The sequence below is a fragment of the Bacillus sp. MM09(2025) genome, assembly GCF_050496725.1.
Classification (GTDB): Bacteria; Bacillota; Bacilli; order Bacillales; family Bacillaceae; genus Bacillus; species Bacillus pumilus.
Window position 1 is genome coordinate 1,384,064 of the sequence record NZ_JBNWEN010000004.1, and the last position, 15,325, is coordinate 1,399,388.

At 42.3% G+C, this 15,325-nt stretch carries 16 protein-coding genes and 2 tRNA genes; all 18 read left to right on the forward strand.

Going from position 1 to position 15,325, the window contains the following annotated elements:
* The first annotated feature begins 5 nt into the window (after positions 1-5).
* The 18 genes from ridA to ACQYAC_RS13480 all read left to right on the forward strand — a co-directional run bounded on the left by ridA (position 6) and on the right by ACQYAC_RS13480 (position 15,254).
* Positions 6-383 (forward strand): 2-iminobutanoate/2-iminopropanoate deaminase, encoded by a 378-nt coding sequence (gene ridA / locus ACQYAC_RS13395; RefSeq protein ID WP_169057693.1) that lies wholly within the window; start codon positions 6-8, stop codon positions 381-383.
* Positions 384-608: 225 nt separating this feature from the next.
* Positions 609-905 carry a septation regulator SpoVG gene (spoVG, locus tag ACQYAC_RS13400; protein WP_008357439.1) on the forward strand — a complete coding sequence of 99 codons (297 nt, stop codon included), beginning with the start codon at positions 609-611 and terminating at the stop codon, positions 903-905.
* A 198-nt stretch (positions 906-1,103) separates the two neighbouring features.
* Positions 1,104-2,474, forward strand: coding sequence for a bifunctional UDP-N-acetylglucosamine diphosphorylase/glucosamine-1-phosphate N-acetyltransferase GlmU (gene glmU / locus ACQYAC_RS13405; RefSeq protein ID WP_058015839.1), 1,371 nt, complete (start codon positions 1,104-1,106; stop codon positions 2,472-2,474).
* A 22-nt stretch (positions 2,475-2,496) separates the two neighbouring features.
* Complete coding sequence (locus ACQYAC_RS13410) at positions 2,497-3,450, forward strand: ribose-phosphate diphosphokinase (protein ID WP_003217907.1); 954 nt, start codon at positions 2,497-2,499, stop codon at positions 3,448-3,450.
* Between the two features lie 137 nt (positions 3,451-3,587).
* Positions 3,588-4,214, forward strand: a complete 627-nt coding sequence (locus ACQYAC_RS13415; RefSeq protein WP_429943464.1) for a 50S ribosomal protein L25/general stress protein Ctc — start codon at positions 3,588-3,590, stop codon at positions 4,212-4,214.
* Between the two features lie 139 nt (positions 4,215-4,353).
* Entirely contained in the window at positions 4,354-4,920 is a 567-nt protein-coding gene (gene pth, locus ACQYAC_RS13420) for an aminoacyl-tRNA hydrolase (protein WP_058015840.1), read from the forward strand.
* Between the two features lie 55 nt (positions 4,921-4,975).
* Positions 4,976-5,206 (forward strand): anti-sigma-F factor Fin family protein, encoded by a 231-nt coding sequence (locus ACQYAC_RS13425; protein WP_003217967.1) that lies wholly within the window; start codon positions 4,976-4,978, stop codon positions 5,204-5,206.
* 67 nt (positions 5,207-5,273) lie between these two features.
* On the forward strand, positions 5,274-8,807 hold the full coding sequence (gene mfd / locus ACQYAC_RS13430) for a transcription-repair coupling factor (RefSeq protein ID WP_058015841.1): 3,534 nt from the start codon (positions 5,274-5,276) through the stop codon (positions 8,805-8,807).
* A gap of 139 nt (positions 8,808-8,946) precedes the next feature.
* Positions 8,947-9,483 carry a stage V sporulation protein T gene (gene spoVT / locus ACQYAC_RS13435; protein WP_003217990.1) on the forward strand — a complete coding sequence of 179 codons (537 nt, stop codon included), beginning with the start codon at positions 8,947-8,949 and terminating at the stop codon, positions 9,481-9,483.
* A 194-nt stretch (positions 9,484-9,677) separates the two neighbouring features.
* Positions 9,678-11,282: a putative polysaccharide biosynthesis protein gene (locus ACQYAC_RS13440; RefSeq protein WP_429943465.1), complete on the forward strand. Its 1,605-nt coding sequence runs from the start codon at positions 9,678-9,680 to the stop codon at positions 11,280-11,282.
* Entirely contained in the window at positions 11,272-12,750 is a 1,479-nt protein-coding gene (mazG, locus tag ACQYAC_RS13445; protein ID WP_429943466.1) for a nucleoside triphosphate pyrophosphohydrolase, read from the forward strand. The genes ACQYAC_RS13440 and mazG overlap by 11 nt, the downstream gene beginning before the upstream one ends.
* Before the next feature lie 2 nt (positions 12,751-12,752).
* On the forward strand, positions 12,753-13,013 hold the full coding sequence (locus ACQYAC_RS13450) for an RNA-binding S4 domain-containing protein (protein WP_003217975.1): 261 nt from the start codon (positions 12,753-12,755) through the stop codon (positions 13,011-13,013).
* Positions 13,014-13,087: 74 nt separating this feature from the next.
* Entirely contained in the window at positions 13,088-13,396 is a 309-nt protein-coding gene (gene yabP, locus ACQYAC_RS13455) for a sporulation protein YabP (protein ID WP_003217974.1), read from the forward strand.
* Positions 13,393-14,031 (forward strand): spore cortex biosynthesis protein YabQ, encoded by a 639-nt coding sequence (gene yabQ, locus ACQYAC_RS13460; protein WP_061406497.1) that lies wholly within the window; start codon positions 13,393-13,395, stop codon positions 14,029-14,031. Before yabP ends, yabQ begins: the two co-directional genes overlap by 4 nt.
* Before the next feature lie 18 nt (positions 14,032-14,049).
* Complete coding sequence (locus ACQYAC_RS13465) at positions 14,050-14,424, forward strand: FtsB family cell division protein (protein WP_003217952.1); 375 nt, start codon at positions 14,050-14,052, stop codon at positions 14,422-14,424.
* Positions 14,425-14,506: 82 nt separating this feature from the next.
* Positions 14,507-14,905 (forward strand): S1 domain-containing RNA-binding protein, encoded by a 399-nt coding sequence (locus ACQYAC_RS13470; protein ID WP_003217901.1) that lies wholly within the window; start codon positions 14,507-14,509, stop codon positions 14,903-14,905.
* Between the two features lie 177 nt (positions 14,906-15,082).
* Positions 15,083-15,156 (forward strand) — tRNA-Met (locus ACQYAC_RS13475).
* A gap of 26 nt (positions 15,157-15,182) precedes the next feature.
* Positions 15,183-15,254: transfer RNA gene (locus ACQYAC_RS13480), tRNA-Glu, on the forward strand.
* Positions 15,255-15,325 lie beyond the last annotated feature (71 nt).

A 15,325-nucleotide genomic window follows, 5' to 3' on the forward strand; every position in this document is an offset into this window, starting at 1 on the left:
TTGATATGACAAAAGTTGTTCAAACCAAACACGCACCAGCAGCCATTGGACCTTACTCTCAAGGGATTATTGTCAATAACATGTTTTACAGCTCCGGGCAGATTCCATTAACGGCAGCTGGAGACTTTGTAAATGGAGATATTAAAGAACAAACTCATCAAGTGTTCCGTAATCTTAAGGCCGTACTTGAAGCAGCAGGTGCTTCCTTTGAGACAGTCGTGAAAGCAACAGTTTTTATCAAAGATATGGAACAATTCACAGAAGTAAATGAAGTGTACGGTGAGTATTTCCATACACATAAGCCAGCTCGTTCTTGTGTGGAAGTAGCAAGACTTCCTAAGGATGCACTCGTAGAAATTGAAGTGATTGCATTAGTAAAGTAAACAGGCAATCTTAACGAAAGCCGTTTGGTTTCATCTTATGCAGGAAAAGACATCATCATGATGTCTTTTTTTCACGAAGAGAATGTAAGCGTCGTCACGAAGATGACAAAAAATGTATAAATATCCCGATATTTCAAAAAAAGTTTAAAAAAAGAGCAGGAGAATCACCACAATCGTTGAATACCTAAGTAATGCTTTTATATTGGGAAAAGGTGGTGAACTACTGTGGAAGTTACTGACGTAAGATTACGCCGCGTGAATACCGATGGTCGCATGAGGGCGATTGCATCCATCACGCTGGACCACGAATTTGTTGTTCATGATATTCGTGTGATTGATGGAAACAATGGCTTGTTTGTTGCAATGCCTAGCAAACGCACGCCTGATGGAGAGTTTCGCGACATTGCACATCCAATTAATTCAAGCACTCGGGGTAAAATCCAAGATGCTGTTTTAAATGAGTATCATCGCTTAGGCGAAGAGGAAGAGACAATTGAATATGAAGAAGCTGGAGCTTCTTAATAATACGTGAACCTAAAAAGGCAGCTTTAAGAGAAAATGGATGTTTTCTTTTAAATGCTGTCTTTTTTGCGTTTTTTCTCTTGTTTCTTATGTCTCCCATCCATTAGAAAATTATTGCACTTCCTCTTGTATCCTTGAAATCAATCCTTATTTAGGATATATTTTTCTATGGATAATAGGGATATTGGAGGCCAATCAATGGATAAGCGGTTCGCAGTGATTTTAGCAGCGGGAAAAGGAACGAGAATGAAGTCAAAGCTATACAAAGTACTTCATCCAGTTTGCGGAAAGCCAATGGTCGAGCATGTGGCAGATGAAGCGTTAAAGCTTTCTTTAACCAAGCTAGTGACGATTGTCGGTCATGGAGCAGAAAACGTCAAAGAGCAGCTTGGAGACAGAAGTGAATATGCACTTCAAGAAGAACAGCTGGGAACAGCACATGCCGTCAAACAAGCAAAGTCGTTCCTTGCGCAGGAAAAGGGAACAACCATTGTCATTTGTGGTGATACGCCATTATTGACAGCGGAAACAATGGAAGCTATGTTGAGCGAGCATCAAAAACATCAAGCGAAAGTTACTATTTTAACAGCACGTGCGGAAGACCCGGCAGGTTATGGTCGTATTATTCGTGACGAAACCGGTGCTGTTGTGAAAATTGTGGAGCATAAAGATGCGAATGATGCGGAACGTCAAGTGAATGAAATTAATACAGGGACCTATTGCTTTTCAAATGAAGATCTCTTCCGTGTGATTGAGCAAGTATCGAATGAAAATGCACAGGGTGAGTACTATTTGCCAGACGTCATTGAAATCTTAAAGAATGAAGGGCAAACGGTAGCGGCATATCAAACACCGCATTTTGAAGAAACACTTGGAGTCAATGATCGTATCGCTCTATCACAAGCAGAGCAATTCATGAAGCGACGTATTAATCATCAGCATATGAAGAATGGTGTGACCTTGATTGATCCTGAGAACACGTATATTTCACCTGATGCAGTGATCGGTGAAGATACAACGATTTATCCTGGGACGGTCATCAAAGGGAATGTGAAAATCGGTGCAGACGCCATTATTGGGCCAAACACTGAAATTGTTGACAGCATCGTCGGAGACCGCACAGTGATTAAGCAATCTGTCGTCTGCGATAGTGAGGTTGGAGTCGATGTGACAATTGGGCCGTTTGCTCATATTCGCCCGCTGTCGAAAATTGGCGATGAAGTGAAAATCGGGAATTTTGTCGAAATCAAGAAAACGGTTTTCGGTGACCGCAGCAAAGCATCTCATCTCAGCTATATTGGAGATGCAGAGGTCGGAACTGATGTAAACCTTGGCTGTGGATCAATTACAGTCAACTATGATGGGAAGAACAAATTCTTAACGAAGATTGAAGATGGCGCATTTATTGGCTGTAATTCTAATCTCGTGGCACCAGTCACTGTCGGAAAAGGGGCATATGTTGCAGCTGGTTCAACGGTTACAGAAGATGTACCGCAGGATGCATTGTCTATTGCTAGAGCAAGACAAGTCAATAAAGAAGATTATGTGAAAAATATTCATAAAAAATAATCCAAATACCCGGAGGTTTACCATGTCTAATCGTTATGCTGATGCGAATTTAAAGATATTCTCTTTGAATTCAAACCCTGAACTTGCTAAAGAAATTGCCGATCGTATCGGAGTTGATGTAGGAAAGAGCTCTGTTAAACGCTTTAGTGACGGTGAAGTCCAAATCAATATTGAAGAAAGTATCCGCGGCTGTGATTGTTATGTCATTCAATCCACTAGTGCGCCAGTGAATGAGCACATTATGGAGTTGCTCATTATGGTAGACGCACTAAAACGCGCTTCTGCGAAAACGGTCAATATTGTGATCCCTTATTACGGATATGCACGTCAAGATCGTAAGGCAAAACCTCGTGAGCCGATCACTGCGAAGCTTTTTGCGAACTTACTTGAAACAGCAGGTGCTACACGTGTCATTGCACTTGATCTTCATGCGCCGCAAATCCAAGGTTTCTTTGATATTCCAATCGATAACTTAATGGCTGTGCCAATTTTAACAAACTATTTCGAACAGAAAAACTTGAATGATATCGTCGTTGTATCACCTGACCACGGTGGTGTGACACGTGCGCGTAAAATGGCAGATCGCCTGAAAGCACCAATCGCAATTATCGACAAACGTCGTCCAAAGCCAAACGTTGCTGAAGTGATGAACATCATTGGTAACATTGAAGGCAAAACGGCGATTCTCATCGATGATATCATTGATACAGCTGGTACCATTACACTTGCTGCAAATGCACTTGTCGAAAATGGAGCGGCTGAAGTCTATGCTTGCTGTACTCACCCAGTATTGTCTGGACCAGCAGTAGAACGTATCACAAACTCTAAAATTAAAGAATTAGTTGTGACAAACAGTATTCACTTAACTGATGACAAGAAAGTTGGAAAATTCATTCCGCTTTCAGTTGGGCCTTTGCTTGCAGAAGCCATCATCCGTGTACATGAAGAAGAATCTGTGAGCTACCTTTTCAGCTAATTTTCTGATTGAAAAAGGCCCTAGGCATCCGCTTGGGGTCTTTTTGCTATCATCATTCACAGCAAATAGGTTTAAAATGATTTGGTTATGGGTAATTATGAGAGTAGTGACAAAAAAGAAATAGGATGGTGCTGAATATGGCAACTTTAAAAGCAAATAAAAGAACTGATTTCAAACGTTCCACACTGCAAAAAATCCGTCATTCAGGACACGTTCCTGGTGTCATATACGGAAAAAATACAGACAACCTGGCTGTTTCACTAGACAGTATCGATTTATTAAAGACCTTACGTGATGAAGGGAAGAATACAATCATCACATTAGACGTAAACGGTGAAACAAAATCCGTGATGGTCACAGAATTACAAACAGACCCGCTGAAAAATGAGCTTGTCCATGCAGACTTCCAAGTGGTCGATTTGCAGCGTGAAATTGAAGCGGATGTACCTGTTCAACTGATTGGCGAATCTAAAGGAGTTAAAGATGGCGGTGTGCTTCAGCAGCCACTATTTGAACTATCTATTACAGCGAAGCCAAAAGATATCCCTCAGCATATAGAAGCAGATATTACAAACTTAGAAGTGAATGATGTCCTAACAGTCGCTGATTTGCCTGTTCAGTCAACATATCAAGTGAATAACGATCCAGAAGAAGTCGTGGCATCCATTTTACCGCCTCAGCAATCAGAGGTTCCTGAACCAGATAGCGAAGAGGAACCAAAAGAACCTGAGGCCATTAAAGAAAAGGATAACGATGGAGAATAACTGGTCATTTAGAGACGTAACCCTCCCGCGGTTGCGTCTTTTGTGCTAGAATGAAAAGAATTCATACGTTTTACATGAGGCAATCCTATTGGCTCATTTTTTAGGCGTGTGCTTTGTGACAAAGGAGGTTTATGGTTTCATGATTGCATTTGTTGGATTGGGTAATCCAGGAAAAGAATATGAAAAAACAAGACATAATGTCGGGTTTATGACAATAGATGAATTATCAAAAAAATGGGACATCCCTTTAAATCAATCAAAGTTCCATGGACAATTTGGAACGGGATTTGTTTCAGGGCAAAAGGTTCTACTTGTAAAGCCGCTTACATATATGAACTTATCAGGAGAATGCGTGCGTCCACTAATGGATTACTATGATATTCCCCTTGAACAGTTGAAAGTCATCTATGATGATCTTGATTTGCCAACTGGCCGAATCCGTCTGCGTACAAAAGGGAGTGCAGGCGGGCATAATGGAATCAAATCGTTGATTCAGCATTTAGGGTCACCTGAGTTTGACCGATTCCGTATCGGCATTGGACGTCCTCAAAATGGCATGAAGGTCGTCGATTACGTGCTAGGACGCTTTTCTGAAGAGGAGCAGCCTGATATTGCATCAGCCATTCAGGCGTCTGTCGAAGCTTGTGAGGCGGCTTTAACTAAGCCATTTTTAGAAGTGATGAATGATTTTAACAAGAAGGTATAAGAATGATAAGCAAAGCACATACTGATCATAAAATCTCAGCAGGGGAGGATCACGTATGGCTTTGCATTATTACTGCCGGCACTGTGGTGTAAAGGTTGGCAGTTTAGATGAATCCGCTGTTCAAAGTGAAGCACTTGGATTTCATCACTTAACAAATGAGGAAAGAAACGATATGATTTCTTATAGGGAAAATGGTGATTTGCATGTACAAACCATTTGTGAGGATTGCCAAGAGGCGCTCGAAAGAAATCCTGATTACCATCAGTATCATACCTTTATTCAATAAAAAGCTTTGGTGTAGATAATAGACCAAAGCGTTTTTCTGTTTTAAACAAGCAGGGAGGAGGAGCCAAATGAAAAATATACAATCATTTATCAAACAAAGTGATGATTTTCAGTCCATTTTTAATGGGCTAAAGGAAGGGTTAAAAGAACAACTGCTCGCCGGACTATCAGGCTCCGTCAGATCTTTATTTACAGCCGCTATATCAGACGAACTTAAGCGGCCGATGTTTATTGTGACTCACAACTTATATCAAGCGCAGAAGGTCACAGATGATCTTGCCAGTGTGATGTCAGATCGCTCGGTCCTTCTTTATCCTGTGAATGAACTCATTGCTTCAGAAATTGCCGTTGCCAGCCCTGAGCTTAGAGCTCAGCGTCTAGATGTTCTGAACCGGCTGGCGAATGGAGAAAACCCCATTATCGTCACCCCGGCTGCTGCGGTGCGTAGAATGCTTCCGCCAGTTGAGCTCTGGAAGGAGAGTCAGATCCATTTAAAGCTTGGTGAAGAAATTGATTTGGAGGCGTTTTCAAAACAACTTGTACAAATCGGTTATGACCGGACGTCGATGGTTGCTGCGCCCGGAGATTTTAGTGTGCGCGGAGGAATCATTGATATTTATTCGTTAACGGAAGATCATCCAATTCGTATTGAGCTGTTTGATACTGAAGTAGACTCAATTCGAACGTTCCACTCGGATACACAGCGTTCATTAGAAACACTTCAAGAGATTAAAATCGGTCCCGCAAAAGAGCTGATTGTGAGAGGGCCTGAACGAGTGAGAGCCATTGAACAGCTTGATCAAGGACTTGCGAAGAGCTTAAAGAAATTCAACTCAGACCAGCAAAAAGAATTGCTGCATCAACATATTTCTGCTGATCGAGAGAAGCTGCTAGAAGGAATCGTGACACAGGAAATGACGAAGTACCTGTCCTATTTCTATGAAAAACCTGCTAGTTTGCTAGATTACACTTCACAGGATACGATTATTATTTTAGATGAAATTAGCAGAATTCAGGAGATGGAAGAACAGCTTGAGCAGGAAGAAGCTGATTGGACAATTAGTCTGCTTGAAGAAGGCAACATCCTTCATGATTTATCTCTTTCTTTTCCATTCCAACAACTAATCAATCAGCAATCGCGATCGATTCTGTACTACTCCTTGTTCCTGAGACATGTCCAGCAGACAAATCCGCAAAATATCGTCAATGTATCGAGTAAGCAAATGCAGAATTTCCACGGGCAGATGAATGTGCTCGCAAGTGAAATTGAACGCTACAAAAAACAACAATACACGGTTGTCTTCTTAGGTGCGGATGAAGAGCGTACAGACAAATTGTCTTCTGTCTTACATGATTATGACATTGAAGCTGCTCTTGCCAAGCCGGACGCAGAGCTTGTAAGCGGACAGGTGTATATTTTACAAGGTGAGCTACAAACAGGCTTTGAACTGCCGTTATCGAAAATTGCCGTGATCACAGAAGGCGAGCTCTTCAAAAAACGTGTGAAGAAGCAGGCACGTAAGCAAAAGCTGACCAATGCAGAGCGAATTAAGAGCTATTCCGAGCTTCAAGTCGGCGATTATGTGGTGCACATTAACCACGGGATCGGTAAGTATTTAGGAATTGAAACGCTTGAAATCGGCGGCATTCATAAAGATTATTTAAATATTCATTATCAAGGAAGCGACAAGCTTTATGTACCGGTTGAACAAATTGATCAGGTGCAGAAGTATGTTGGATCAGAAGGTAAAGAACCAAAGCTGTACAAACTAGGCGGCAGCGATTGGAAACGTGTGAAGAAAAAAGTGGAGTCATCTGTACAGGACATCGCAGATGATCTCATTAAGCTGTACGCAGAACGTGAGGCAAGTAAAGGGTATGCCTTCTCGCCTGATCATGAGATGCAGCGCCAGTTCGAATCAGCGTTCCCTTACCAGGAAACAGATGATCAAATCCGTTCGATTCATGAAATCAAACAAGACATGGAGCGGGAGCGTCCTATGGATCGCCTGCTTTGTGGAGATGTGGGATATGGAAAAACAGAAGTGGCGATTCGAGCCGCCTTCAAAGCAATTGCTGACGGGAAGCAAGTTGCTCTGCTTGTGCCGACAACCATCTTAGCGCAGCAGCATTTTGACACGATTATGGACCGATTCCAAGACTATCCTGTCAAAATTGCTCAGCTGAGCCGTTTCCGTACAAGAAAAGAAACAACCGAAACGTTAAAAGGCTTGAAAAATGGAACGATAGATATGGTGATCGGCACACACCGTTTGCTTTCGAAAGATATTGTCTATAAGGACTTAGGTCTGTTGATTATTGATGAAGAGCAGCGTTTTGGTGTGACGCATAAAGAGAAAATTAAACAGATGAAAGCCAATATCGATGTTCTGACATTAACGGCTACGCCAATTCCGCGTACGCTGCATATGTCTATGCTTGGCGTACGGGATTTATCGGTTATTGAAACACCGCCTGAAAACCGTTTCCCTGTTCAAACCTATGTGGTCGAGTACAATGGCGCTTTAGTCAGAGAAGCGATAGAGCGAGAACTAGCACGCGGTGGTCAAGTGTACTTCCTGTACAACCGTGTCGAAGATATAGAACGCAAAGCAGATGAAATCTCTATGCTAGTTCCAGATGCGAAAGTCAGCTATGCACATGGGAAAATGAGTGAGAACGAGCTGGAATCAGTGATGATCAATTTCCTTGAAGGTGAATCAGATGTATTGGTCAGTACCACCATCATCGAAACGGGAGTCGATATTCCGAATGTGAACACGCTCATCGTTCACGATGCGGATAAAATGGGGCTTTCTCAGCTGTACCAGCTAAGAGGACGAGTAGGACGCTCGAATCGTGTCGCATATGCTTATTTCACGTATCGAAAAGATAAAGTTCTGTCTGAAGTAGCAGAGAAGAGACTTCAAGCTATTAAAGAATTCACAGAGCTCGGGTCAGGATTTAAAATTGCGATGCGTGATTTAACGATTCGAGGAGCAGGAAATTTACTTGGTGCACAGCAGCATGGATTCATTGATTCTGTTGGGTTCGACCTCTATTCCCAAATGCTGAAAGAAGCCATTGAAGAAAGAAGAGGCGATACAACGGCTCAAGATAAATTCGAACCGGAAATCGATCTACAAATCGATGCTTATATCCCTGACACTTACATTTCGGATGGAAAGCAAAAGATCGAGATGTATAAACAGTTCAGAGCGATTGGATCAATTGAAGAGCGAAAAGAGCTTCAAGATGAAATGATCGACCGATTCGGTGAATATCCGCAAGAAGTGGCGGATTTGTTCACAATTGCGACGATGAAAGTATACGCAGTGCAGGAACGTGTCGAATTGATCAAGATGGAGAAAGGCATTGTCAGACTCACCCTTGAAGAGCAAGCAAGCAGTGACATCGACGGTCAAAAATTATTTGCACTTGGCAGTAAATATGGACGTGATATTGGCCTAGGAATGGAAGGCAGCAAGCTAATTATTTCTGTCCAGACGAAAGGTAAGAAGACGGAGGAATGGCTTGACATCGTTCTGAATATGCTACGAGGTCTTCAAGATGTGAAAAAGGAAACCATTCCATCTTCATAAAAATTTGTTTGTCTCTCGTGTATATTACGTTTGATGTGACGGATACTAATCTCAGGGTCAAGTGGTGAATGTTGCATAAAGTGGACGCTTTTGTTCCATTCACCCAACACATCATCAAACGAAAGAGAGGCAGCAGTGAATGAAAGCAACTGGAATTGTACGCCGCATCGATGATCTAGGTAGAGTGGTTATTCCGAAGGAGATTCGCAGAACATTGCGCATCCGGGAAGGAGATCCACTTGAGATTTTCGTCGACCGCGATGGAGAAGTAATTTTGAAGAAATATTCGCCGATTAGTGAGCTAGGAGACTTTGCGAAGGAATATGCTGATGCATTATTCGACAGTTTGGGTCATTCCATTCTGATTTGTGATCGAGATACGTATATTGCTGTATCCGGCAGTTCGAAAAAAGAGTACTTAAATAAATCCATCAGTGATTTACTTGAACGAACAATGGACCAGCGTAATTCTGTATTAGAAGAGAGCAAAAAAGAAATTCAACTTGTCGATGGTATTGATGATGACGTATCTGCTTATACCATTGCACCTATTGTTGCAAACGGAGATCCGATTGGCGCCGTCGTCTTATTTTCTAAAGAGCGTTCAATGGGGGAAGTGGAGCATAAAGCGGCAGAAACGGCAGCTGGCTTCTTAGCCCGTCAAATGGAACACTAGGTCTAATAATTGTATATCATTTTGATAAAACAAAAGAATGCCGATGAAATCATTTTGATTTTGTCGGCGTTTTTTATATGGAATGAAACAAAACGAGGAATGTGCCGTCTACTCCTTAGAAAGAAACGGCTTTTCATTCACGTATGATATAATGAGTGCGTTTAACTGTAGATCTATTTTTAAAGGAGTCATCCATGAAAAATGCTGTGAATCAGCCGCATTGGCTTTTCCAAGGTGCGGTGATTTTGACCATCGCAGGCTTGTTATCAAAGATATTAAGTGCCGTTTATCGTGTTCCGTTCCAGAACATCGTAGGAGACACTGGTTTTTATATTTATCAGCAAGTGTACCCCTTCCTTGGTATTGCGATCATGCTCGGCACCACAGGGTTTCCTGTCATGGTGTCCAAGCTTCTAAGTGACCATGGGGAAGAGAATCGACAGATCATTACACGGGTATCCTTGGTCTATATCACCTTACTGAGCCTAGTCTTATTTCTTTGTCTTTACATAGGAGCAGGCAGAATTGCGAGCCTTATGGCGGACAGTCAATTGATCCTGCTTATCCAAATGAGTGCTTTCGTGTTTTTATTTCTGCCGCTTACCGTGATGCTGAGAGGCGTTTTTCAGAGTGACGGTATGATGCTTCCAACGGCTGTTTCTCAATTGGTTGAGCAGCTCATCAGGGTAGGCGTCCTGCTTGTTTTATCCTTCTATTTCGTCAAGCATGGCTATTCGCTTTATGAAACAGGGGCGGGTGCAGTTTTCTCTTCCATAGCGGGAAGTGCGGCCTCGCTTATACTGCTTCTTTTTCTTTGGCTGACTTACCGAAAACAGTCTTCTATACGTATGGCAGTCAAGCAGGCGACACTTCGGAAAAAGGATGTTTTGAAGAGTTTGGTGCTGTATACATTGACGATTTGTGTCAGCGGACTGCTCATTTTATGGATGCAAATGATTGATGCTTTTCATCTGTATGCGTTGTTGCGCAGTGAGGGATTGAGTGAAGCCGCGGCAAAGGCGGCAAAAGGTGTGTATGACCGAGGGCAGCCGTTTTTACAGCTAGGGACAGTGTTTGCCATTAGCATCGGGACTTCTCTTGTGCCATTTTTATCAGCGGCCATGAGGAATGGAGAGCATGAAGTGATCAGGCAAAAAGTACGGACATCGTTTAAAACCACGTCGGTTTTAGGGATTGGTTCAGCAGTTGGGCTGATTTGTATTCTTTCGTCAGTTAATACCATGCTTTTTCGTAATGATTTAGGAACCGATGCGCTGCAAATATTCTGTATTTCCATCGCATTTACATCGATTGCGATTACGCAAGCAGCTTTACTTCAAGGGCTCGGGCATACTGTGTATCCGGCTGTTGTGGTACTGCTCAGTGTGCTGGTGAAGTGGATACTTACGCTTGCACTGGTCCCGCTATTTGGCATTTACGGTGCCGCATGGTCAACCGTGTGCGGTTTTCTTGCTGCCGCTCTGCTCAATGCCGTTTATTTGAAACATAAAGGGTGGATTTCGTTGAGAGAGCTGTTCCCAGTGAAAATTCTTTTATCAGCCGCTTTCATGGCCATTGTCTTAATAGGGTATCAGGCGCTGTTTTCTTGGGTCATTCCCTTTGAAAAACGTCCTTTTTCCGTTTTAGAGAGCCTGACGTCAGTTTTTATTGGTGGTTTCGCCTTTTTATATAGTATTCTTAAGCTAGAAGTATTTACGGACGAGGAATGGAGACTCATTCCATTAGGAGAAAAGATTTTATATTTTAAACAGATGAGAGGGAATCAAAATGGCAGGTAAGATTACCGTCGTCGGTCTTGGGGCAGGCGACATGGATCAGCTGACGCTCGGTGTTTACAAGCAGCTGAAGCAGGCGAAAGAAGTATTTATGAGAACGCAGGACCATCCGCTGACCGCAGAGTTGATGCAGGAGGTCCCATCGCTGACCTTTTTTGATGAGATTTATGAAAAGCACGATCAGTTTGATTCGGTCTATCAGGAAATCACGGAAATTTTATTTACAGAGGCTGCTGAAAAGGAGATTGTGTACGCAGTACCAGGTCACCCATTTGTCGCAGAAAAGACCGTCCAGCTATTAGTTTCTCAGCAGCAAGAGCGCGGGATTGAGGTGTCTGTTGCAGGTGGACAAAGCTTTTTAGATGCGACGTTTAACTCCTTGCAGATCGACCCAATCGAGGGATTCCAATTCGTTGACGCAGGAGATATGAGAGTGGACGATCTGAAATTGACCCAGCATGTCCTCATTTGTCAGGTATATGATCAGATCACTGCTTCGAATGTGAAACTCACGCTGATGGAAAAGCTTCCAGACGATTATGGAGTCTATATTGTGACTGCGGCTGGAAGCAGCCTGGAACAGATTACTGCCGTTCCTTTATTTGAACTTGATCGAGATGTGTCGATAAATAACTTAACAAGTGTTTATGTACCTCCGATTCAAGATGAAAAGCTGCTTTATCAACAATTTGACACCTTCCGTGACGTCATCCGTACATTAAGAGGTCCGGGCGGCTGTCCATGGGATCAAAAACAAACCAATGAGTCACTGAAACCCTATTTAATTGAAGAATGCTATGAACTGCTTGAAGCGATAGATGAAGATGATCCAGACCATATGGTGGAAGAGCTCGGAGATGTGATGCTGCAGGTGTTACTTCATGCTCAAATCGGTGAAGATGACGGCTTTTTCTCAATTGATGATGTCATCCAGCATGTCACAGAAAAAATGATTCGTAGACATCCCCATGTGTTTGGCGACACAAATGTTTCTGAAGCAGAAGAGGTGGTCGTCAACTGGGAAAAAATCAAGCAGCAGGAGAAACCGGAGCGGGCAGCCTCCATGTTGCAATCCATCCCGGCGACGCTTCCAGCACTAACAAAGGCATATAAGCTCCAAAAGAAAGCCGCCAAAGTAGGCTTTGATTGGACAGATGTGAAAGATATTTGGAACAAATACGAAGAAGAAAAGCAGGAATTTCTCGTTGAAGTGGCAGAGAAGCCGGACGAAAGTGCAACGAAGCAGATGAAAGATGAATTTGGAGATCTTTTGTTTGTTCTCGTCAACATTGGCAGGTTCTATCAGCTAGAGCCTGAAACGGCGCTCGCTTCCGCCAACACAAAATTCATGCGACGTTTTCAGCATATCGAACAAAAAGCAAAGGACATGGGACGTTCATTAGAGGACTTAACGCTAGAGGAAATGGACGATCTATGGAATGATGCCAAACATATAGAAAGAGGTGAGTAAACATGAGATTAGATAAATTTTTAAAAGTGTCTCGTTTAATAAAAAGAAGAACATTGGCAAAAGAAGTCGCTGATCAAGGCAGAATTTCTATTAACGGCACACAGGCGAAAGCCAGCTCTGACGTGAAAGAAGGAGACGAGCTTAAAATCCGTTTTGGACAAAAACTAGTGACGGTTCAAGTGAACGAATTAAAGGACACAACGAAAAAAGAAGAAGCCGCTGGCATGTATACTGTGCTAAAAGAAGAAAAAACAGCGGAATAGGGCTTGTTCTAAATGATCCTCCTATCACATACAATGCAGTAACAATGCAAGTATGAGATATGGGGGATGTATAAATGAATCAATATTATAATCAACCTCAAGGCACGAAGCTGTCATCAGAAGCGGAACACAATATCACAATGCGAAACAGAAAGCATTTAGATATTACCGGCGTCAAACAGGTGGAAAGCTTTGATAATGAAGAATTTCTGCTTGAGACGGTCATGGGGATTCTCGCTATCCGTGGAGAAAATCTGCAAATGAAAAACCTAGACGTCGAAAAAGGCGTTGTGTCGATTAAAGGACGTGTCTTTGACTTAATTTATGTAGATGAGCAGCACGGGGAGAAAGCTAAAGGATTTTTTAGCAAGCTGTTTAAATGACGCTGACAGTCCAGTTTTATACGATGCTTTCGATGGTAGCGATGGGCATCTGGCTGGGCGCATCGCTTGATACGTACAAGCTGTTTGTGAATCGGGAAAAGACAGCAAAATGGCTTTTGATCATACACGATCTCCTTTTTTGGCTGGTACAGGGACTCTTATTCTTTTATGTTCTGCTGCTGACAAATGAGGGAGAATTCAGGGTTTATATCTTTCTAGCTGTTGCACTAGGTTTCTCGATGTATCAGGCATTGATGAAACAGCTGTATATGAATATTCTCAAGTTTATGGTGATGTGTGTGTATCAAGCCGCTCTCATCTTGAAACGGCTGGTCAAGTCCATCGTCTTCCAGCCAATCCGCTGGCTGATGACCTTAATCATAAGTGCTATTATGTTCTTGCTCCACTTGCTCTTACGTCTTGTTCATTTTACGTTTCGGCTCGTGTGGAAGGTGCTGTCCATTGTTTGTTATCCGCTCATCTGGTTACTTAATGTGACCATCATTCATCGGATTCCCGAAAAATGGCGAACATCAATGAGATTGTTTTTCTCTAAAGGAGCAGGAATTTTACAAGGAACCAAGAAATTATCTGGTACCATCAAAACGAAATGGAAACAATTCTGGACAAAGTAAGAGAGGAGGCCTTCAACCTTGAACAAGAGAAAAAGAAATATCGCACAAATTCAAAATGATTATCAAAAACAAATGGAACAGCAAGCACAGCGCTTAAAACGCAAACGCCGTGGACTCCTAAGAAGGCTTACCGTGTTTGGTGTGATCGTGCTCATGTTTGCTGTCTTGGTGACAAGTGCCCTCTGGTCGCAATCGTCTTCATTAAAGGAAAAAGAAGAGAAGAAGGTTGCACTCGAAAAAGAATTGAAGCAATTACAAACAAAGCAGGAAGATATTTCTGATGAAATTAAAAAGCTGAAAAGCAAGGAATACGTACTCGAACTGGCACGACGGGACTATTATATGTCCAAAAAAGGCGAAAAAATCTTTGATGTGGGCAATAAGAGCGATTAGCCTTGTTGACACTTAAAATTCAGTTTATGTATAATTGAACAAATGAGATTTTTTTATAAGTCTAAGGAGGAGCACTTTTTTTATGTCGATTGAAGTTGGCAGCAAGTTACAAGGGAAAGTTACGGGCATTACAAATTTTGGAGCTTTTGTGGAGTTGCCAGGCGGTTCAACTGGTCTCGTTCATATCAGTGAGGTAGCCGATAACTATGTAAAAGATATTAATGAGCATTTAAAAGTCGGTGAACAAGTTGAAGTGAAAGTGATTAACGTTGAAAAAGACGGTAAAATCGGCTTGTCCATTAAAAAAGCAAAAGATCGTCCTCAACAACAACAATCAAGACCGAGCAGAAATGATTTCCGTCCGAAGGAATCGTTTGAGCAAAAAATGAACAAATTCTTAAAAGATAGTGAAGACCGCTTAACATCTTTAAAACGTAACACGGAATCAAAACGTGGGGGACGCGGAGCAAGAAGAGGTTAACTTGTTGCTGCTTTCTATATATCTTTCACAACAAAGCACCTGCTGACCGCAGGTGCTTTTTATCTTGATCCATACGACATTTTTTGAGATTTCGTCATTTAATTTAAAACTTCCTATTGACGGACAAGCGATTCCTTTGTATTATAGATCTTGTGCTTCTTAGCGCATTTTCATTATGGCGGTGTAGCTCAGCTGGCTAGAGCGTACGGTTCATACCCGTGAGGTCGGGGGTTCGATCCCCTCCGCCGCTATCCTTTTGATTAGAACATAAAAGCAAGGCCCGTTGGTCAAGCGGTTAAGACACCGCCCTTTCACGGCGGTAACACGGGTTCGAATCCCGTACGGGTCATCTTCGAAAACAGCCTTCCTTAGGAAAGCTGTTTTTTTGTGTCTTCGTAAAATTCTGATGAAAGACATCGA

Coding starts and splice junctions, on each gene's coding strand:
- ridA (WP_169057693.1), top strand. CDS start 6: ATGACAAAAGTTGTTCAAACCAAACACGCACCAGCAGCCATTGGACCT.
- glmU (WP_058015839.1), top strand. CDS start 1,104: ATGGATAAGCGGTTCGCAGTGATTTTAGCAGCGGGAAAAGGAACGAGA.
- ACQYAC_RS13410 (WP_003217907.1), top strand. CDS start 2,497: ATGTCTAATCGTTATGCTGATGCGAATTTAAAGATATTCTCTTTGAAT.
- ACQYAC_RS13415 (WP_429943464.1), top strand. CDS start 3,588: ATGGCAACTTTAAAAGCAAATAAAAGAACTGATTTCAAACGTTCCACA.
- pth (WP_058015840.1), top strand. CDS start 4,354: ATGATTGCATTTGTTGGATTGGGTAATCCAGGAAAAGAATATGAAAAA.
- ACQYAC_RS13425 (WP_003217967.1), top strand. CDS start 4,976: ATGGCTTTGCATTATTACTGCCGGCACTGTGGTGTAAAGGTTGGCAGT.
- mfd (WP_058015841.1), top strand. CDS start 5,274: ATGAAAAATATACAATCATTTATCAAACAAAGTGATGATTTTCAGTCC.
- spoVT (WP_003217990.1), top strand. CDS start 8,947: ATGAAAGCAACTGGAATTGTACGCCGCATCGATGATCTAGGTAGAGTG.
- ACQYAC_RS13440 (WP_429943465.1), top strand. CDS start 9,678: ATGAAAAATGCTGTGAATCAGCCGCATTGGCTTTTCCAAGGTGCGGTG.
- mazG (WP_429943466.1), top strand. CDS start 11,272: ATGGCAGGTAAGATTACCGTCGTCGGTCTTGGGGCAGGCGACATGGAT.
- ACQYAC_RS13450 (WP_003217975.1), top strand. CDS start 12,753: ATGAGATTAGATAAATTTTTAAAAGTGTCTCGTTTAATAAAAAGAAGA.
- yabP (WP_003217974.1), top strand. CDS start 13,088: ATGAATCAATATTATAATCAACCTCAAGGCACGAAGCTGTCATCAGAA.
- yabQ (WP_061406497.1), top strand. CDS start 13,393: ATGACGCTGACAGTCCAGTTTTATACGATGCTTTCGATGGTAGCGATG.
- ACQYAC_RS13470 (WP_003217901.1), top strand. CDS start 14,507: ATGTCGATTGAAGTTGGCAGCAAGTTACAAGGGAAAGTTACGGGCATT.